We start from the raw sequence: 20,079 nt of genomic DNA, 5'->3' as shown, positions 1-20,079 counted from the left end.
GCTATGTAAAGGCTTACATTGATGGTTATTGGGATGATTTTAAAGAATAGGGTGGATTCCTGCACGTTTTTGTGAAGTTATGGGCTTTTAAGCGAATATATCACGCATTCTTCTGATTGCCCGCATATAGGGATGGTGTTAAGATTCATTAAGTATTAAAACGCTTACCTAGCTTTTCCAAATTCACCTTCTTGAGGAGGGGTCACCAAAGTGGATGTATTCAGGCAACTGAAGCCCTATTTTTGGCCAGAGAAAAAACTGTTTTTTGGAGCCATTCTATGTTTAGCCCTAGCAACTGCATTAGGTCTCGTTTATCCGAATTTACTCCGGTATCTCATCGATAACGTGATCGCAAAAAAGCAATTTGAACTCGTTCCGAAATTAGCCATTATTGTTGTGATTGTCGTTTCTATGAAAGGGATGTTTCAATTCCTGCATGGCTTGCTAGGGGGCCGATTGGGCAACCGGGTTGCGTATCATTTGCGGAATGCGCTTTATAACAAGCTGCAGTACTTATCCTTTCAGTACTACGATCAAGCAAGAACAGGGGACTTAATGTCCAGATTGACGGCTGATTTGGAAGCAATTCGGCAATTCATCGGATTTGGTTTCGCTCAACTATTAAACGTTCTACTAATGTTGATTTTCGGTATGAGCATGATGTTCTCCATTAATTGGAAGTTAGCTTTACTGACCATGATTTCGATGCCATTTCTGGCGTTTACAGCCATTCGTTTTGAAGGCAAAATTCATCCCGCATTCCGGATGGTGCGCCAATCACTTAGTTCGATGACAACCGCGGTACAAGAGAACATCACAGGGGTTCGGACTGTCAAATCGTTCGCGCGTGAAGCTCATGAGGTGACTAAGTTTTCAGCCCGTAACGAGGACTACAAGGCGATGAATATTGAAAGTTCCGGGATTTGGGCGAAGTACTTTCCGATCATGGAAATTCTGGCGAATCTGAGCGTCGTTATGCTGCTTGGCGTTGGGGGTTACATGGTCATCCAGGATACGATTTCCCTAGGTGAGCTGGTTGCTTGCTTCAGCTTAATCTGGTACATCATCGGACCGATGTGGGGACTTGGTTTCCATATCAACAACTTCACGAATACGAAAGCTTCTGGCGAGAAAATTCTCGATATTTTGCATCAATATTTACATGTGAAAGATCAAGCGGATGCAGCCGTTGTAACAAGCAGCCAAGTGAAAGGGCATGTGCGTTTCGACAATGTGACATTTGCTTATCCCGAAAAGCAGCCAGCTTTATATGACTTCAATTTGGATGCTCCGGCAGGCTCAGTTATCGGGCTTCTAGGCAGCACGGGTTCAGGTAAAACGACGGTGATTTCACTGCTGATGAGAGCGTACAATGTGAAAGACGGCCGAGTCATGCTGGACGACAAAGATGTTCGTTCGCTTGAGATTGAAAGCTATCGCAGCCAGATTGCAACCGTTTTCCAAGAAACGTTCTTATTCTCTTCCACTATTCTTAACAATATCGCTTATGGACGCAAAGATGTTACGATGGATGAAATTATTCGAGCAGCGAAACTGGCTAAAGCGCATGATTTCATTTCTGAGCTGCCGGAAGGCTATGATACCGTTGTCGGCGAGCGCGGATTAGGCTTATCAGGCGGTCAAAAACAGCGTATTGCCATTGCTCGAGCACTGATCAAAGATCCCAAAATCCTGGTGCTTGATGATGCAACGAGCGCTGTTGATATGGAAACAGAACACGAGATCCAAGCAGGCTTTAGCGAAGTCATGAAGGGAAGAACGACATTTATTATTGCGCATCGGATTTCTTCCTTGAAGCATGCTGATGAAATCATCGTCTTGGATAAAGGACGAATCGTTCAAAGAGGCAAACATCACGAGCTTCTGCAGCAGGAAGGCCTTTATCGTCAAACTTACGATATTCAATACGCGGATCAACCTAAGCAAGCGACTGAAGATGATCAAGTTGCTGCAGCCAAAGATAGTGAATTAGATGCGACAGCGCGAAACCATTCCTCTTTGCAAGAAAGAAGGTTAGCACATTGAGTACGAAATCGAATCAAGCCGAGGCGGCTGCCAAGAACGAAGATTCTCAAGTCGGGCAACGATTTGTCTACCAGGATGATGAGTTGATTGATAAGCCCTTCGATTGGGGTCAATTGAAACGTTTATTCAGTTATATGAAGCCCTATAAGAAACAAATGCTCCCGATTATCATTATTATGATGTTGGTTGGAGCTATCACTAAACTGACAGTCCCCTTACTGATCAGAGAAGCGATTGATAATGCTATTGTACCTAAAAATACGAACTTGCTGCTAATCATCGTCGGTGTCATGCTTGGCGTATATATCATCCAATGGTTGGCAAACACGTTCCGAATTAAGTATACGAATATGATTGGACAACGCGTCATTTACGATTTGCGGCACGATTTGTTCAGCCACATTCAAAAGCTGTCGTTCCGATTCTTCGATACACGTCCAGCAGGATCTGTTCTTGTTCGTGTAACGAATTATGTGAACTCACTACAAGATTTGTTTACAAACGGGGTCGTCAACCTGTTGATTGACGTCGTGCAGCTTGTTGGGATCATTATTATTTTGCTGACTTTTAATTTTAAATTAGGGGCTGCCATTATTGTAACGGTTCCGATCATGTTCATGATTTCTACCAAGCTGCGCAAGAAAATTCGCCATGCCTGGCAAGATGTAACGATGAAACAATCGCGGCTGAATGCCCATTTGAATGAGTGTATTCAAGGGATACGGGTCACCCAAGCTTATTCGCAGGAAAAAGAAAATATTCAGTTTTTCACCAAAATGAATATGGTTAACCGTTTGTCTTGGAATCGCGCTTCGATGCTCAATCAGACGTTCGGTCCTCTCATCGAGATTACAGGAGCAATTGGATACTGTATTCTCTTCTGGATGGGTGCTTATTTGATCCAAACGGAGGAAATTTCAGTCGGTTTATTGGTTGCTTTCGCTACTTACATAGGTTATTTCTGGGAGCCGATTACGCGCCTGGGTCAAATGTATTCGCAACTGCTAATTGCAATGGCTTCTGCCGAGCGGATCTTCGAATTTATCGACGAAAAGCCTTCTGTCGCTGAGCTTGAAGACGCGAAAGACCTGCCTAACATCAAAGGGAATGTGAAGTTTGAAAATCTCGTATTCGAGTACGAGGCTGGTCGTCCGGCTTTAAAAGGCTTCAATCTGGATGTGCATGCAGGGCAATCTATTGCGTTAGTTGGGCACACAGGATCAGGTAAAAGTACCATTATGAATCTGCTTTGCCGATTCTATGATCCTACAGAGGGACGTATTCTGATTGACGGCACTAATATTCGCGATGTTACGATTCAAAGCGTGCGTTCCCAAATTGGCGTCGTTCTGCAGGATACGTTTATTTTTTCGGGCACGATTCGAGATAACATCCGTTTTGGTCGGTTGGATGCAACGAACGAAGAGATTGAACTGGCTGCTAAAGCCGTTCATGCGCATGACTTTATCGTCGGCTTGCCGAATGGCTATGACACGGAGGTACAAGAGCGCGGAAATGTGTTATCCATGGGGCAACGCCAGTTGATTTCCTTTGCGAGGGCACTGCTTGCGAATCCACGAGTGCTTATTCTGGACGAAGCGACGGCCAGTATCGATACGGATACGGAGCTGAAAATCCAAGAAGCCCTCAAAACGCTTCTTGCCGGGCGGACTTCCTTCATCGTGGCGCACAGGCTTTCTACGATTCGCAACGCGGACAAAATCGTCGTGCTGGATCATGGCCGCATGATGGAAATCGGCAATCATGATGAATTGATGAAGGAGCAGAAAATTTATTACGGCTTGATTCAAGCGCAGTATAAGTTTTTGCAGGATGCTGTTTAGTCATAAACCTGGCGGTGATGTTCTTGCCGCTAGGTTTATTTTTTTTGCTAAAAGTGGGGGAAAGGTGTATGCCTGCAACCCTCTTCAATTGCTTTACATCTGCTGCTAACGGACTCACAAGCCGCTAATCGGCCCAATTTGCCCATTTTGAAAATCTAACGGACTGAGGAGCTGTTATTTAACGAATTTACAGTGGTTTCAGTTAGTTTCAAGATGATTAAGGTCATCAGTGTCCGTTAAAGTCCAAATTAACTCTAAAAGTAACCAATAGCGGCAGCTGAGTCCGTTAGAGTTTTGTAAACGTAAAGTTTAGCGTAAAATTCCGCTAAGCTAAATCATAGCGGAAATGGAGTCCTCTATTTCGAGGATATCATTCAGATTCCTCGATGAGCGGAATTACAGGGTCTTATCTTTGAACCGTGACAGCAATTTCGGCCGAAATTGGTGGAATAGAGGACCACAATTCCCTTCTTACTCGGAAAACGTGTATTTTCCAAGAAATAGCGCCCTGTTGTTCCCCTCTAACCTTTGCAGAGGCACTTGCACAATACAAAGCCCGAGAAAATCAAGCTGCTTACCTACATTCCACAATCCAACCGATCTACTCACCAATCTGCAACCTTCCACCTTACCAAACACACAAAGTCTAGAGGAAAATTCCGCAAAGCCAGATCATAACGGACCTGGAGTCTCTACTTAGGGGAAATCATCAAACACACAAACCAAAAAATAATTGAGGCTGTTTGAATTATGGCGAAATATGTTATACTATCCAAACGAACATATGATCGTTTTTTTGGCACTGTCTTTTTACAGCGTTTGCAAATTTATTCTAGAAGCTATACTCTTAGTATGAATTATGCCATTTATTCGCAGGAGGGGACATTTTTGAGATCATCTCGCTTCATATGGGGAACAATTGGCTTAACCGCATCTATTACGACGATTGTTTTCGCTGTAGGGTTTGCTTACGCGGCGAATCAGATATGGTTTCCGAAGGCTTCCGGGTCGCTTCAATTGGCGACAGAGGCTCCGAAGAAGGAATCGATGATTGAAAGCAAAGCAAAGCTGCAAATTGTAGCGCTCGGCGATTCATTAACGGCAGGAACGGGTGACAATACAGGCCAAGGTTATGTGGGCCGCGTCCGTGAAAAGCTGGAGAAGGAAACGGGCAAACCGGTATTTGTGCTTAATAATTTAGCCATTCCAGGCTATAAGAGCGACCAACTGCTAGCTGATCTGGCGCTAAAGAAGACACAGGATGCGCTTGCGCAGGCAGATATTATCTTGCTTACTATCGGCGGAAATGATATTTTTGCAGGTGGAGACGGACTTTTCCAAGGGGATAATCAGACAGAGTTCAACCCTGAGGCAGCGGTAAGTCGTGTGGCTCCGGCGCTGGATAAAGTGCAGAAAATTCTCGAGGCGATTAATAAGGCCAACCCAAAGGCAACCGTGATGTACGTAGGCTTATATCATCCATTTTTAGATATGGATCCGAAACAGGAAGGTTCGCTTATTGTGCAGCGCTGGAATAATGGCGTTTTCGAAATGATCAATCGTTATCCACAAATGGTGATTGTCCCAACTTATGATTTGTTTGAACAAAATTTGATTAAATATTTGTCTTCGGCTGATCATTTTCATCCTAATGCGGATGGTTATGAGCGGATTGCAGATCGAATTTTACAAATTCTGAAGTAATGGGGGCAGGCAAAGTGACAGAAGCAGTAATCGTTCCTGATACCGTATTATCCGTGAAAAATTTGAGAAAACAAATTAAAAATAAAGAGATTATCAAAGGAATTTCCTTTGATGTCTATGCCGGTGAAATTTTCGGTTTCTTAGGGCCTAACGGATCCGGGAAAACAACAACCATTCGAATGCTTGTTGATCTGATTCGGCCTACGGAAGGGACGATTCACATTTGTGGATTTGACGTTCGCAAGGAGCACAATCAAGCCATGCGTCATGTTGGCTGCATTGTAGAGAATCCGGAGTTGTATTCGTACTTAACGGGATGGGAAAATCTCGAGCATTTTGCAAGAATGCTGCCGGATGTTGACGAGCAGAGAATTCATGAGGTTGTTGAAATTGTTTCGATGGATGGGCGAATTCATGATAAAGTTCGTACCTACTCCCTTGGCATGAGGCAGCGGCTTGGTATCGCGCAAGCGCTTCTTGGGCGGCCTAGCTTGTTAATTTTGGACGAGCCTACCAATGGACTTGATCCGCAAGGAATCAAGGAAATGAGGGAATTTATTCAGCGTTTGGCGGCTGATGGATTGAGCTTGTTTGTTTCCAGCCATCTATTAAGCGAGATTCAGCAAATGTGTGACCGTGTAGCGATTATTAGCCATGGCCAAGTCATTCAAGTAGGAGCGGTGAATGAGTTGATAGCGCAAGGCGGCAAAGTGGTTTGGTCCGTGTCTCCGGCCGATAAGGCTGAGGGGCTTCTCGATGCGTCTCCACTTGTGAACGCGATTGAGGAAATTGGCCAAGATGATCCCACGCATACACATGATTCAGTGAGACAAATTGTTACCCAGATGGATAAAGAGCATGTCCCGCAAATAAGTAGGCAATTGATGGAAGCAGGAATTAGCCTCTACGCTGTAGAAATCAAGAACCCAACGCTGGAAGATTTGTTCTTGAGCCTAACCGAGGGTGAAACCATACAATAGGGGACGGTGAAAGAAATGCGTATTCTGTATGAACTCGTCAAAAATGAATGCATCAAAATGATCAAGAAAAAACGATTTTATGTGATCATCCTGATCCTGCTTGCCCTTATTCCTATGTTTACTTATGCACAAATGCGAGTGGCTCAAAATACACAAAAGCAATTTGGTACGACAGACTGGAAGGCGGATCAGCGCCAGAAAATTATTGACTGGGAAAAGCGTTTAAGCTCTGCACGTACGCCAGACGAATGGAAGCAGCAGCTTAAAGTGCAGATTCAGATTGCTAATTATTATCTGGATCAAGATGTCGATCCGAGCTCGCCTAATGCCGTTACTTTCACGCGTGAATTTGTCAAAAATGCCGTCTCTTTATTCATTCCGCTGATCATCATGGTCATTTCGGCAGATATCGTATCATCCGAGCATTCTACGGGGACTATTAAATTATTGTTGACAAGACCGGTCCGGCGATGGAAAATCCTATTGAGCAAATTAATTACTGTTATTTTCTTTACTTCGCTTACGGTTCTTTCAACCGGCGTGCTGTGTTACTTGATTTCTGGCCTTGTTTTCGGCTATAACGGATGGACGATGCCTATTTTTACAGGCATTCAGATCAATGGCACGGATGTGGACTTCAGCCTGGTAAGAGCGGTTGATCAATGGTTCTTCCTCTTGATGGAGTTTGGATTAGTTTGGTTTTCGGCATTAGTCGTCGCACTGATGTCGTTAATGATCTCTGTTCTCATTCGATCAACAGCTGCCGGTATGGGGGTCATGCTCGCAGTCTTAATTTCGGGGACGATTCTTTCGAACATGGTGTCATCTTGGGAAACAGCGAAGTATTTGTTTATGGTCAACTTGGACTTAACCAAATATCTTACAGGAGGTCTGCCGCCGATAAAAGGTATGGATTTGGCCTTCTCGTTAAGTGTATTAAGTGTTTGGGCCGCGATTTCGCTGATTGTTTCCTTTACTGTTTTCTCCCGCAAGGATATATTGAATTAACAAGATACTTGGAGTCGCGAAACTCCTATCAAAGAACCCTATATTAGAAAAAGGAGGGCTTCAATGACTGAGCAACTAGAATTTGCTAATGGAAAAGCCCCAACATCGGATTATGATGTCGATGATATTCAAGTACTGGAAGGGCTTGTCGCTGTTCGTAAACGACCAGGGATGTATATCGGCAGCACGAGTTCTTCCGGTTTGCACCATTTGATTTGGGAAATTGTCGATAATGCGGTAGATGAACATCTTGCCAAATACTGTTCCAAAATCAGTGTGACCATACATAAAGATCAGTCCATCACGGTGCAAGATAACGGTCGGGGGATTCCGACAGGTATGCATAAGACTGGAGTTCCTACGCCGCAGGTAGTGTATACGATTCTTCATGCCGGCGGCAAGTTCGGAGGCTCCGGATACAAGAAGTCCGGCGGTCTGCATGGCGTTGGTGCCTCGGTTACGAATGCCCTCTCCGAGTGGCTGGAAGTTGAAATTTACCGTGACGGCAAAGTGCACAAAATGCGCTTTGAATACTGGGTCGATGATGCTGGTGTCGAGCATGTGGGTGAACCGGTTACGAAGCTTGAAGTGATCGGCAATACGAACCGGACAGGGACTAAAGTTACGTTCAAGCCGGATAAACGCGTATTCCAAGGCGGCACTACCATTTCATACGATACTTTATCCGAGCGTTTGCAAGAGATTGCTTTCTTGAATTCGGGGTTACAGGTTAATTTAAAAGATGAGCGCACGGATAAACAGGATTCATTCCAGTATGAAGGCGGCGCCAGCCAATTCGTTGAATTCTTGAATGAAGAGAAGACGGTGCTTCATCCCGTTATTCATTTTGCCTCTGAGAAGGACGAAATTGAAGTGGAAGTGGCTCTTCAATACAATGATGGCTACACAGAAACGATCGCCTCATTCGTGAATGCAATTCCGACCCGCGGCGGCGGTACGCATGAAACGGGTTTTAAAACGGCTTATACAAGGGTCATGAATGAATATGCACGTAAAGCGGGCATTCTCAAAGAGAAAGAGAAAAACCTTGACGGTACCGACCTAAGAGAAGGTATGATGGTCGTAATCAATATCAAGATGGGCGATGTCGAATTCGTCGGTCAAACCAAAGACCAGCTTGGAAGCGCTATTGCAAGAAGTGCGGTGGATGCGGTTGTTTCGGACAAGATGACGGTGTTTCTGGAAGAAAATCCGCAAATCGCGCAGATGATGCTGAAGAAGGCTGTTCAAGCTTCTAAAGCCCGTGAAGCTGCTCGTAAAGCCAGAGAAGAGATTCGCAGCGGGAAAAAAGGGAAAAGCGAGAGCTCTAACCTTGGCGGCAAGCTAACTCCTGCGCAATCCAAGGATTTGCAGCGCAATGAATTATTCGTCGTTGAGGGAGATTCTGCGGGAGGTTCCGCGAAACAAGGGCGCGACTCCAAGCATCAAGCGATTCTGCCGCTAAAAGGGAAGCCAATGAACCCTGAAAAGGCAAAGCTTCTCGATATTATGAAAAACGACGAGTATAAAGCGATTATTGCGGCAATCGGAGCAGGAGTCGGCTCTGAGTTCGAAGTTGAAGAAATGAACTACGGTAAAATCATTATTATGACGGATGCGGATACTGACGGAGCACATATCCAAGTGCTGCTTCTGACGTTCTTCTACCGCTACATGAAACCTATGATTGATGCAGGCAAGGTGTACATTGCGCAGCCGCCGCTTTACAAAGTGACAAGAAAAGGCAAAAATGGCGGTTATAAATATGCATGGACCGACGACCAATTGCAGCAAGTTGTGAAAGAGCTTGGCAAGAATACCGAGTTACAGCGGTACAAAGGACTTGGCGAGATGAATCCGGAGCAGTTATGGGAAACAACCATGAATCCGGAGAGTCGGCAACTGCTGCAGGTTCAGATTGAAGACGCTGCGAAAGCGGAGCGCCGAGTAACAACCTTAATGGGCGATAAAGTGGATCCGCGTAAACGTTGGATTATCGAGAACGTCGATTTTACCGAATATGTAGAGTAGACCAAAAAGAGTGGTGACTGAAAGTTGGGTATTTTAGAAGAATTTTTACCGGCCTATCTGGAAGAGATCGTTGGCGATCGATTCGGGCGTTATTCCAAATACATTATCCAGGATCGCGCGATCCCGGATGTCAGGGACGGCTTAAAGCCTGTACAACGACGCGTATTGTATGCGATGTACGACTCAGGGAATACCCCTGATAAACCGTACCGCAAGTCCGCAAAAACGGTCGGCGATGTGATGGGGAACTATCATCCCCATGGAGATGCCTCTATTTACGATGGTATGGTTCGTATGGCACAGCCTTGGAAGATGGGTCATACACTTGTGGATGGCCATGGAAACTGGGGATCTCTAGATGATGATCCGCCGGCAGCGATGCGGTACACAGAAGCAAGGCTCTCAGAAATTGCGATGGAACTGCTTCGTGATATTGAGAAACGTACCGTCATGTTCAAAGATAATTTTGATAACTCCACGAAAGAGCCCGTTGTGCTCCCAGCGCGTTATCCGAATCTGCTTGTGAACGGCGTAAGCGGCATTTCGGCAGGTTTTGCGACTGAAATTCCGCCGCATAACTTGCGTGAAATTATTGATGCTTGTACAGCGATGATCGATAAGCCTGAGATGACAGTTGAAGAGTTAATGACCATCGTTAAAGGTCCTGACTTCCCTACATCCGGGATTATTATGGGTGAAGAGGGGATTCGTGAAGCTTATCGCACTGGCAAAGGCCGGATCTACATAAGGTCCAAAACAGCGATCGAAGACATGCGCGGCGGAAGACAACAAATTGTGATCACGGAAATTCCGTATCAGGTCGTGAAAGCGCGCCTTGTAACGGCAATGGAAAACATCCGTCTTGAGAAGAAAGTCGAGGGTATCGCGGAGGTTCGGGACGAAAGCGGACGTAACGGATTACGGATCGTCATTGAACTGAAAAAGGATGCGGATGCGCAAGGGATTTTAGCTTATTTGTTGAAGAAGACGGACTTGCAAGTCACGTACAATTTCAATATGGTGGCGATTGTTAATAAAGCGCCGCGCCAATTGGGCATTCGCGAAATTCTGGAAGCTTACATTGAGCATCAAAAGGAAGTTGTCACGTTCCGTTCGCAATATGAGCTTGAGAAAGCGGAAGACCGCGCTCACGTGCTGGAAGGGCTAGTCAAAGCGCTTAACATTTTGGACGAAGTAATCGCAACAATCAAAGCGTCCAAAAATCGGCAGGATGCACAAAACAACCTGATGGAGAAATTTGGATTTACTGAGCGTCAAGCGGACGCCATTCTCGTCTTGCAATTATACCGGTTAACGAATTTAGAAATTACAACTCTTGAAAAAGAGTTGAAAGATGTTGAAAAAACAATTGCTTATTTGCGTGGCATTTTGGGCAGCTTGAAAAAGCTCTTAGGTGTCATTAAAGATGAAATGGGCGAAATCCGTAAGAAATACGGCATTGAGCGCCGTTCAGCGATTCAAGGCGAGGTTGAGGAGCTGAAAGTTAATCTGGAAGTGCTCGTCAATCCGGAAGACGTGTTCGTCACCCTTTCTAACGAAGGCTACTTGAAACGTACTAGCAAGCTGTCGTTTACACGATCTGGCGGAGAACTGGAAAATACAGGTCTCAAGGAAGGCGACTATTTACGCTTCTTGCTGGACGTGAATACGATTGAGAGCCTGCTGATCTTCACGAAAAAAGGCCAGTACTACTTATTGCCCGTCCATCAAGTGCCAGAGTACAAATGGAAAGAAAATGGTACCGCGATCGTCAATGTCATTCCAATCGCCAAAGAAGACCGCATCGTTAATGTGATTCCGGTCAAAGGTTTTGAAGATCCAACGAAATCACTTGTGTTCGTCACTCGCAAGGGCCAAGTGAAGCGTACGGAGCTCAAAGAGTACATGACGAATCGCTCCAATGGACTTGTTGCTTGTAAGCTTGCTGAGCAAGATGAAGTGCTTCATGTGCATCTCAGCGATAACACGAAGGAAATCCTGCTAGTCACGAAACTGGGCATGAGCATCCGCTTCCGCGAGGAAGAAGTAAACCCGATGGGCCGTGCAGCCGCGGGTGTGCGCGGCATCCAACTCAAAGATGACGATGATGTCGTCTCGGCTGAGTGGATTTATGGGGATGAGGGGGAAGTGCTCGTCATCTCCGACCTCGGATATGCCAAGCGGTCCCTTGTCGTCGATTATCCAATTCAGGGGCGTGGAGGAAAAGGTATTCTCACCTTTGAGTTTAAAGAAGGCAAGCGCGTGAGACCGAATGGAACAGGTTTAATTCGAACATTCATTGTGAAAATGGATTATCAGATTACTGCCGTGATGAGTAATGGAGAGAAGCTTCGCTTCTCGACGGAGACAGCGCCACTGGAAGATCGTAAAGCGCAAGGCAAACAGCTTATCCCTGTTACCAAAACAGAATCCATTATAGATGTGCTGCGGTTCCCTCAGTCATAACTGACCGTAGGTGGATCCAGTTTCTCCATCAGCATAAAAGCTAACTCTAATAAGACCCACAGGGGCATCGGTTCGTCTAATCGATCCAGCCACTGTGGGTCTTTCAGCATGCCGGCCTCAAGTGCCTTTTTGCCAAGCTCCATTTTCCAATCGTCCACTTTGAACCACTCCTTAGCGTGATCTGCTAATCTAACTGCTTCACAGTATATGTAAGATGTGGGCGGAATGTTAAAAAGAAGTGGAGGTATTCTTCAAGTTCGGACAAAGTTGTGGATGGCTCGACAACATGCCACAGCATGTCCTGGAAATGTGCAGCTTTTGTAGGAAAGTATTAACGGCATTAACCTTTTAACCAGTGAAAATGCGTGCTATACTTGCGTTATAGTAGATGTTGGAAGCGAGTTGATGTGAGGTTGTATTCCGATGAGTTTGGAAAGCTGTGGCTGAAATTGTCTAAGGAATTGAAGAGCCAGATGGAAGTAGGATTAGCACCTACGATTACAGAAGGGCAACTTAACGTATTAGAATTGCTTATGACGAACGAGCGTATGAAGCCTTCAGATCTAATCGAATATCTATCTACAACACCTGCAGCGGTTACAACGCTATTAGATCGTATGGAGAAAAGTGAATTAATCGTACGGGTGCGGGATGAGAAAGATCGCCGTATCGTGTGGGTGCACGTAACAGACAAAGGAAAAGCGGAATGCGAGCGAGGTACGTTAGTCCGTGAACAACTGCTGGACACTTACCTGAGCCGCGTTTCCGCCCATAATCAGAAACTGCTTATTTATTTGTTGGGGAAAGTCGCTAACTAATTGCAGTAACGACTCCCGTTTGGGGTTGAATTTACAATTCTGGGATTGTAAATTCACTCCATGGCCGCTGCACAGGCGGCAGCGACCGAAAGCGCATCGTCTCTTTGAGTGTTGGATGCTCAAAGGACAGAGCCGTCGCCCAGAGCGCTAGCTGCTGGCCGGGTTTGTTGACCGCGCTGCCGTAGCGCTGGTCGCCGTACAGGGTGCAGCCGATGGCGGCCATCTGCACGCGGATTTGATGCGGCCGCCCGGTATGCAGCTTGATTTGGATCAAGCTGAGACCATCTTGGCTGCCGAGCAGTTTATAATCCAGCACAGCCTCCTTGGCTTCGTGCTGGCCTGGTTTGACAACGCTGACGGTATTCGTCCGCGTGTCCTTCCAGAGCCAGTGACGCAGCGTTGCCGTCGGCTGTGACGGTTTGCCATGCACAATAGCGACATACGTTTTGTCGAGATGCCTAGTTCTTACCGCGTCCGACAGCCGTGATGCGGCTTTTGACGTTTTGGCGAAGACCATCACGCCGCCTACAGGCCTGTCAAGCCGGTGGACAAGCCCGAGGTAGACATTGCCGGGCTTGTTGTGCCGATGCTTGATATCCGCCTTCAGGACGTTCAGCAGATCAGGATCACGCGAGTCGTCCTCTTGTGTTGGCATGTTCACGGGCTTCTCTACCACGAGAATGTGGTTGTCTTCGAAAAGGATCGGAATTTGCGATGCTCCCGAAACATCTTTAGTTCCAGTCATATTAGGACTCCCAGCGTCCCAGAATACCGCAAGGGAGCATTAAGCCGGAGTGCGTGATCGGCAGGCCGATTTCTCCACTTGAGATCGTACCTCCATGCTTGCTTTTCATCGCCATCGTTAAGATGTTTTGCAGGACCGTAGCCGAAATGCCTGTTGTATAAGAGTTAATTAACAGGAACAACGGATTATCGGTCAAGATCGTCTGGCAAGTTTGAATGAAAGGGAAGAGATCATCTTCCAACTTCCAAGTCTCGCCATTAGGTCCGCGCCCGTAAGAGGGAGGATCCATGATGATCGCATCATATTTGCTGCCGCGGCGCTGTTCTCTTTGCACGAATTTGAATACGTCATCCGTAATGAAACGTACAGGACGGCTGCCCATGCCGCTGAGATGCAGATTCTCCTTCGCCCATTGTACAACACCTTTGGAGGCATCAACGTGGCAAACTTCTGCTCCTGCATAAGCGCAGGCCAGAGAAGCTCCACCTGTATAAGCGAATAGGTTCAATACCTTGATCGGTCTTCCGGCGTTTTGGATTTTATCAATCATCCATTTCCAGTTGACGGCTTGCTCAGGGAAGAGGCCCGTATGCTTGAAGCTGGTTGGTTTAATATAAAAGCTCAGCTTCTGGTCGTAGGTGATGGTCCAGCGTTCAGGCAGTTCAGCATGCTGCTGCCATTGTCCGCCGCCGCTGGAGCTGCGGTGATAATGTGCATCGGCTTGACGCCATGCGGGTGTTTCTTTTTCCAAAGGCCAAATGATTTGCGGGTCAGGTCTTCTCAATACGATCGTGCCCCAGCGTTCCAGCTTTTCGCCGCCGCCGGTGTCGAGAAGTTCATAATCTACCCAGTCTTTTGCATAAAACATGTTGCATTCCATCCTTCAACTTGTATACTTTAACAAACATTCATTGTACACCATTTATTCACTTAAATCGATCTTTTCAATCAAACCGGGTAATTCTTTTTCTACAAATTGTTGGTAGTGCGCTTGCTCCAGTGATTGTCTTAATGAATCCTTGACGGAATCGAAAGATTTCACAGATCTGGACTCGACTTTGATTACATGGTAACCAAATTGTGTTTCAACGGGGTCGCCTACAGCGCCGACAGGTTGCTCAATCGCTGCTTTCTTGAATTCAGGTACCCATCCGCTAACTTCTGCATCTGCATAAAGACCGCCGGTTTCTTTGGAGCCAGGATCGTCTGTGAGTTCTTTAGCCAGCTTCGCGAAGTCTTCACCATTCTTAAGTTTTTGCTCGACATCTTTAGCAAGTTTAAGCGCTTCTTCTTTCGTGCGCGTCACACTCTTGTCCTCGTTTGTTAAACCAATCAAAATATGGCGGACGGAAGCAATCGTATAAAAATCTTTATCTAGTTTGAGGTTGTCGTCATATTTGGCTTTAACTTGTGCATCAGTAACGCTGGATTTGATATAGTTTTCTGCTGTTAATCGTCCGACGAGGTAGTATTGAAGCTCCGTTTCAGTTACTTTGAAGTTCTTCAATTCTTCCAGAAACTTGGCTTCGCCATTTTGGGATTTCCAAGTTGCCATTTGTGCAGACGCTGTATCTTTCGCCGCTTTTTGATCAGCCTCAGAAGATTTACCGTACAGAATTCTATATTGAATTAATTGGTTCAAAACGCTTTTTTGATACTCAGGGTTATCTTTTGAAGCTGCATGGCCGTTATTGAAAATGCCCTGCATCGCAAAGAAAGTATCGAACTCGCCTCTTGTCACCGTACCGCCTTGATAGGTAGCAACGATTTTATTCGGGTTGATTCCGATCCAAATGGTTTCATTGGCTTCATCCCATTCGACTTTTTTTCCCAGAGCTTCACTCACGAAGCGAAGAGGGACGTAAGTAGAACCTTCGTAAACAAAACCTTTTCCATCTGCAGGCACTTTTTCGACACCATCAAACATATATTTGATGCTGCGGAATGCCACTTCAATTTGACTGCTAGCCGCAAAAGCAGCTGTACCGCTAATTAACGAACCGATCGTTAAACCTACAATAAGTCCTTTCACCTTGTCTTTCATAATCTGTTTTCCACCTTTCAAATGACTGTCACTTTAGTAATTCACCCAGGATTAAGGATTTTCCTTTTTTTAATATGAGGGTTTGAAGGAATTCTCCACCTGCTTGTTGTATTTGTACTGTATGTGATTAATTATTACATCCATATTTTGAAGAAAAAGGTCGATTATGGGAGGGATAACATGGGGGCAAATGTTGGTACACCCAGCTCAGAAGATTTGTTTCTACTTCATGAAGGATCCCTGTATCACAGCTATCGCATCCTAGGGGCGCATGTTAGCAAAAGGAAGGGTTATGAGGGAGTTCGTTTCGCTGTATGGGCGCCTAATGCCAAACAAGTAGCCGTGCTCGGCGATTTCAACCAATGGCAATCCGGTAAACACCGTATGGAGAAGTTCAGTTCACTGGGCGTATGGATGCTTTTTGTTCCTGAGGCCAGTGAAGGTGATCATTACAAGTACGAAATCCTTAGCGAGACAGGTCAAATATTGTTGAAAGCTGACCCATACGCCTTTTATTCGGAAGTGCGTCCAGGCACAGCCTCTCGTGTTGTCGACTTGGAAGGCTACGAATGGCAGGATGAGGCTTGGTTAGAGCAGAAGAAGTTGGCTCCCGCCTATAACAAGCCTTTGTCGATTTATGAAGTGCACCTAGGGACGTGGCGCAAAAAAGACAGACATAGTGAAGAATTATATACCTATGACCAGCTTGCGGACGAGTTAGTCGATTATGCCGTGGAGATGGGTTATACACATATTGAAGTTATGCCGCTTGCCGAGCATCCGTTTGACCGTTCATGGGGTTATCAGGCGACAGGTTATTTCTCTGTGACAAGCAGGCATGGTTCGCCGAAAGCGTTCATGCATTTCGTCGATCGTTGTCATCAAAAAGGGATTGGCGTCATTATGGACTGGGTCCCTGGGCATTTCTGCAAGGATGCTCATGGCTTAAGGCAGTTTGACGGAAAGCCGCTGTATGAATACCAAGACCCTCGCAAAGCCGAAAAGTTGGAATGGGGGACACTTACATTTGATTTTGGCAGGCCGGAAGTGCAAAGCTTTCTCATTTCAAACGCAATTTTCTGGATGGATATGTACCATATCGATGGTATCCGGGTTGATGCTGTAGCTTCCATGCTGCACTTGAATTTCGGCAGATGGAATGAGAAGCCCCTTAAGAATCAATGGGGCGGGGATGACAATCCCGAAGCTGTCGCTTTCTTGCGAAAATTGAATCAAGTTGTGTTCTCATATTATCCGGATGCGCTTATGATGGCAGAGGATTCCACGGATTGGCCACTGGTGACAGCACCCGTGCATGATGGAGGGCTTGGATTTAACTATAAATGGAACATGGGCTGGATGAACGATATGCTGCGTTATATGAAGCTGGATCCCGTTCATCGCAAATATCACCATAAATTGATCACGTTCTCCTTTATGTACGCCTTTAGTGAAAATTATGTTTTACCTTTTTCTCACGATGAGGTTGTCCATGGGAAACGTTCACTCCTGCATAAAATGCCAGGCGATTATTGGCAGAAATTCGCCAATCTGCGCGTTTTATACGGATATATGTCAGGTCATCCTGGCAAAAAGCTGCTGTTCATGGGCAGCGAATTCGGTCAATTCGACGAATGGAAGGACCAGGAGGAAGTGGATTGGTTCCTGCTGGACGGTTATGAGAAGCACGAGCAAATGCACGTTTACGTGAAGGCGCTCAATCAATTTTATTTGGACCAGCCGGCTTTGTGGCAAAAGGATCATAGTCCGGACGGCTTTAAATGGATTAATCCGCATGATGAAAGCCAAAGTGTCGTCACTTTCATGCGCAAAGGAAACAAGGCTGAGGATGATCTGATTCTCATCTGTAATTTCACACCGGTGGTGCATCCCGATTATCGAATCGGTGTTCCGCGCAATGGCGTGTACGAGGTTGTTTTCAACAGCGATGCTCCTGAGTTCGGAGGTTCCGGCCAAGGGAACAAGCTGCCGATCACAAGTGAAAAAAGAAAATATCACGAACTGCCTTATAGCTTGTCTCTGTGTATTCCGCCGCTTGCGGCTGTTTATATAAAATGTGTAAAAGAATTCCAACTAGAGAAAACGAAGTCGAAGGGGGAAATCAGAGATGCGCAGTAAAGAATGTGTTGCCATGCTCCTCGCTGGTGGAGAAGGACGAAGACTAGGCGTACTAACGAATAATTTGGCCAAACCTGCTGTTCATTTTGGCGGGAAGTACCGTATCATTGATTTCACCCTTAGCAATTGCACGAATTCAGGCATCGACACGGTTGGTGTCTTGACGCAATATCAGCCACTCGTGCTCAACACGTATATTGGAATCGGCAGTTCGTGGGATTTGGACCGCAAAAATGGCGGTGTTACTGTATTGCCTCCGTTCATGGAACAAAAAGGTGGAGACTGGTATAAAGGTACAGCCAATGCCATCTACCGCAACATTGGATTTATTGAACAGTATGATCCGGAGTATGTCTTGATCATCTCGGGTGATCACATTTACAAAATGGATTACGATAAGATGCTTTCCTACCACAAAGAGAAGAAAGCTGATGCAAGTATCGCCGTTATCGAAGTGAAATGGGAAGAAACCAGCCGTTTCGGAATTATGAGCGTAAATGAGAATCAGGAAATAACTGAATTTGCCGAAAAACCAAAAGAAGCGAACAGCAACTTGGCTTCCATGGGTATTTATATTTTTAACTGGAGTGTTCTGAAATCGTATTTGATTGCGGATGAAGAGAATCCGGATTCCAGTAAGGACTTTGGGAAAGATATTATTCCGATGATGCTCCGAAATGAAGCAAGGATGTACGCTTATCCGTTCGAGGGGTACTGGAAAGACGTTGGTACCATTGATAGCTTATGGGAAGCAAATATGGATTTGCTCGATGATCATAACGAGTTGAATCTGAATGATAAAGATTGGCGTGTATACTCCCAAAATCCATACCAACCAGCTCAATATGTGGCGCCTACTGCGAACATTAAGCGTTCACTCGTGAATGAGGGTTGTGCGGTTTTCGGAGATGTCGATCATTCTGTCTTGTTCTATGGTGTACAAGTGGGGGAAGGCAGCCAAATTAAAGACTCCGTTATTATGCCGAATGCAAAAATCGGTAATAATGTAACGATTAACAAAGCGATTATTGGTGAAAACACGATCGTGGAAGATGGCGCTGTTGTAGACGGTCACGGTGAAATTACACTCATAGGCGGCAATGAACGAGTATTAGCGACTGCCAAACAGAAGGGATGATCTCAGATGAAACATGTAATGGGTGTCATTAATTTAGTGAATGAACCGGACGATTTGGAAGAACTGACTTATTTCCGCTGCCCTGCATCGGTACCATTCGGCGGACGCTATCGGTTAATTGATTTTACATTGTCGAACATGGTGAATTCTGGGATTGATAATGTGGCTGTATTTACGCAGCACAAGTACCGTTCCTTGATGGATCACCTGGGGTCTGGGAAAGAGTGGGATTTGGACAGAAAGCGCGGCGGTTTGTTCGTCCTTCCATCCGTCATGGATGAACCGACGGGCATTTCACGTGGGGATTTGTACCAATTCTACAGCCATCGGGATTATTTCTATCGTGGTAAAGAAGAGCTGGTTATTATTTCTCGCAGCCATATGGTGTGTAATCTTGATTTACGCGATGTCATCCGTCATCATGAGGATACGCAAGCGGACATTACCGTTATCTATAAACAAACGGATGAGGATATTCAAGGGAAATTCCGCCGCTTGGCCGTCAAAGATAACGGACAAGTAACGCTTATGGAGGATCACACGGGTAGACTGCGGACGAATAACATTTCCATGGAAATGTATATTATGAGCAAAGCGCTGTTGCTGGACATGGTAGAATCTTGCCTGGCTCAAGGGTATGATCACCTGGTTCGCGACGGTATCATGAAAAATATTGATAAGCTTAGTGTGTATGGCTATAAATTTGAGGGGCATGTAGGCATCGTGAATTCGATTCAAGGTTACTACAAGCACAGCATGCAACTGTTGAATCCAGTGATCTGGAGAGAATTGTTCTTCCAGAAGAACCTGATCTATACAAAGGTCAAGGATGAACCGCCTGCGAAATACCTGGAATCCGCCGCAGCCAAAAACGCGTTGATCGCAAATGGCTGCACCATCGAGGGTAAGGTAGAGAACAGCATTTTGTTCCGCGGAGTGAAAATCCGTAAGGGAGCTTACGTGAAAAACAGTATTATCCTCCAAAACTGCGAAATCGAGGAAAATGTCATTATTGAGAATGCGATTCTCGATAAGGATGTCTTCATCTCCCGCGGCCGCGTCCTGACAGGTGATAACAAAGCGCCGTTCATCGCGGCAAAAACGAAAGTGATCTAA

15 protein-coding genes are annotated in these 20,079 nt (G+C 45.7%); 11 read left to right on the top strand and 4 right to left on the bottom strand.

The genetic code is table 11. The features are described from left to right. Positions 1 to 210 precede the first annotated feature (210 nt). The 7 genes from AC3WTJ_RS08285 (at position 211) to gyrA (ending at position 12,079) form a co-directional block, all read left to right on the top strand. A complete protein-coding gene (locus tag AC3WTJ_RS08285; protein WP_492521419.1) occupies positions 211 to 2,046 on the top strand; it encodes an ABC transporter ATP-binding protein in 1,836 nt (611 codons plus the stop codon). Further along, complete coding sequence (locus AC3WTJ_RS08280; protein ID WP_492521418.1) at positions 2,043 to 3,890, top strand: ABC transporter ATP-binding protein; 1,848 nt, start codon at positions 2,043 to 2,045, stop codon at positions 3,888 to 3,890. Before AC3WTJ_RS08285 ends, AC3WTJ_RS08280 begins: the two co-directional genes overlap by 4 nt. A gap of 888 nt (positions 3,891 to 4,778) precedes the next feature. Then, positions 4,779 to 5,594 (top strand): GDSL-type esterase/lipase family protein, encoded by an 816-nt coding sequence (locus tag AC3WTJ_RS08275; protein ID WP_492521417.1) that lies wholly within the window; start codon positions 4,779 to 4,781, stop codon positions 5,592 to 5,594. Further along, the gene (locus AC3WTJ_RS08270; RefSeq protein WP_157324566.1) at positions 5,594 to 6,574 is read left to right on the top strand and encodes an ABC transporter ATP-binding protein; all 981 of its coding nucleotides are present in this window, start codon (positions 5,594 to 5,596) and stop codon (positions 6,572 to 6,574) included. Before AC3WTJ_RS08275 ends, AC3WTJ_RS08270 begins: the two co-directional genes overlap by 1 nt. A 15-nt stretch (positions 6,575 to 6,589) precedes the next feature. After that, the gene (locus AC3WTJ_RS08265) at positions 6,590 to 7,582 is read left to right on the top strand and encodes an ABC transporter permease (RefSeq protein ID WP_157324828.1); all 993 of its coding nucleotides are present in this window, start codon (positions 6,590 to 6,592) and stop codon (positions 7,580 to 7,582) included. Between the two features lie 63 nt (positions 7,583 to 7,645). Beyond that, entirely contained in the window at positions 7,646 to 9,613 is a 1,968-nt protein-coding gene (gene parE / locus AC3WTJ_RS08260; RefSeq protein ID WP_492521416.1) for a DNA topoisomerase IV subunit B, read from the top strand. 24 nt (positions 9,614 to 9,637) lie between these two features. Beyond that, the gene (gene gyrA, locus AC3WTJ_RS08255; protein ID WP_492521415.1) at positions 9,638 to 12,079 is read left to right on the top strand and encodes a DNA gyrase subunit A; all 2,442 of its coding nucleotides are present in this window, start codon (positions 9,638 to 9,640) and stop codon (positions 12,077 to 12,079) included. On the opposite strand, the gene AC3WTJ_RS08250 is transcribed toward gyrA, so the two are convergent. After that, entirely contained in the window at positions 12,070 to 12,237 is a 168-nt protein-coding gene (locus AC3WTJ_RS08250; RefSeq protein WP_157324573.1) for a hypothetical protein, read from the bottom strand. The two genes, gyrA and AC3WTJ_RS08250, sit on opposite strands and share 10 nt — an antisense overlap. A 255-nt stretch (positions 12,238 to 12,492) precedes the next feature. On the opposite strand from AC3WTJ_RS08250, the gene AC3WTJ_RS08245 reads away from it, so the two are divergent. After that, a complete protein-coding gene (locus AC3WTJ_RS08245) occupies positions 12,493 to 12,897 on the top strand; it encodes a MarR family winged helix-turn-helix transcriptional regulator (RefSeq protein ID WP_127451825.1) in 405 nt (134 codons plus the stop codon). A 31-nt stretch (positions 12,898 to 12,928) separates the two neighbouring features. Here the strand turns inward: AC3WTJ_RS08245 and AC3WTJ_RS08240 are convergent, their stop codons facing one another. From AC3WTJ_RS08240 to AC3WTJ_RS08230, 3 genes are read right to left on the bottom strand one after another with little or no spacing between them, the layout of a single operon-like run. Continuing rightward, positions 12,929 to 13,642: an RluA family pseudouridine synthase gene (locus AC3WTJ_RS08240; RefSeq protein WP_492521414.1), complete on the bottom strand. Its 714-nt coding sequence runs from the start codon at positions 13,640 to 13,642 to the stop codon at positions 12,929 to 12,931. Between the two features lies 1 nt (position 13,643). Next, positions 13,644 to 14,510: a class I SAM-dependent methyltransferase gene (locus AC3WTJ_RS08235; protein WP_127451529.1), complete on the bottom strand. Its 867-nt coding sequence runs from the start codon at positions 14,508 to 14,510 to the stop codon at positions 13,644 to 13,646. Positions 14,511 to 14,564: 54 nt separating this feature from the next. Next, positions 14,565 to 15,686, bottom strand: coding sequence for a peptidylprolyl isomerase (locus tag AC3WTJ_RS08230; RefSeq protein WP_492521413.1), 1,122 nt, complete (start codon positions 15,684 to 15,686; stop codon positions 14,565 to 14,567). A gap of 180 nt (positions 15,687 to 15,866) precedes the next feature. Between AC3WTJ_RS08230 and glgB the strand changes: the two genes are divergently transcribed. From glgB to glgD, 3 genes are read left to right on the top strand one after another with little or no spacing between them, the layout of a single operon-like run. After that, a complete protein-coding gene (gene glgB, locus AC3WTJ_RS08225) occupies positions 15,867 to 17,825 on the top strand; it encodes a 1,4-alpha-glucan branching protein GlgB (RefSeq protein WP_492521412.1) in 1,959 nt (652 codons plus the stop codon). Beyond that, a complete protein-coding gene (locus tag AC3WTJ_RS08220; RefSeq protein ID WP_492521411.1) occupies positions 17,815 to 18,963 on the top strand; it encodes a glucose-1-phosphate adenylyltransferase in 1,149 nt (382 codons plus the stop codon). Before glgB ends, AC3WTJ_RS08220 begins: the two co-directional genes overlap by 11 nt. Before the next feature lie 6 nt (positions 18,964 to 18,969). Further along, positions 18,970 to 20,079, top strand: a complete 1,110-nt coding sequence (glgD, locus tag AC3WTJ_RS08215) for a glucose-1-phosphate adenylyltransferase subunit GlgD (protein ID WP_315949384.1) — start codon at positions 18,970 to 18,972, stop codon at positions 20,077 to 20,079.

The sequence above is a fragment of the Paenibacillus sp. FW101-FHT12H11 genome, from assembly GCF_058790355.1.
The sequence above is the reverse complement of the archived record's forward strand: the minus strand, read 5'-3'. Positions and strand labels throughout refer to the sequence as shown.

Excerpts from the sequence above, each read along its gene's own strand:
- AC3WTJ_RS08220 (WP_492521411.1), top strand. The coding sequence starts at position 17,815 with ATGCGCAGTAAAGAATGTGTTGCCATGCTCCTCGCTGGTGGAGAAGGA.
- AC3WTJ_RS08240 (WP_492521414.1), bottom strand. The coding sequence starts at position 13,642 with ATGACTGGAACTAAAGATGTTTCGGGAGCATCGCAAATTCCGATCCTT.
- AC3WTJ_RS08230 (WP_492521413.1), bottom strand. The coding sequence starts at position 15,686 with ATGAAAGACAAGGTGAAAGGACTTATTGTAGGTTTAACGATCGGTTCG.
- glgD (WP_315949384.1), top strand. The coding sequence starts at position 18,970 with ATGAAACATGTAATGGGTGTCATTAATTTAGTGAATGAACCGGACGAT.
- glgB (WP_492521412.1), top strand. The coding sequence starts at position 15,867 with ATGGGGGCAAATGTTGGTACACCCAGCTCAGAAGATTTGTTTCTACTT.
- AC3WTJ_RS08265 (WP_157324828.1), top strand. The coding sequence starts at position 6,590 with ATGCGTATTCTGTATGAACTCGTCAAAAATGAATGCATCAAAATGATC.
- AC3WTJ_RS08235 (WP_127451529.1), bottom strand. The coding sequence starts at position 14,510 with ATGTTTTATGCAAAAGACTGGGTAGATTATGAACTTCTCGACACCGGC.
- parE (WP_492521416.1), top strand. The coding sequence starts at position 7,646 with ATGACTGAGCAACTAGAATTTGCTAATGGAAAAGCCCCAACATCGGAT.
- AC3WTJ_RS08270 (WP_157324566.1), top strand. The coding sequence starts at position 5,594 with ATGGGGGCAGGCAAAGTGACAGAAGCAGTAATCGTTCCTGATACCGTA.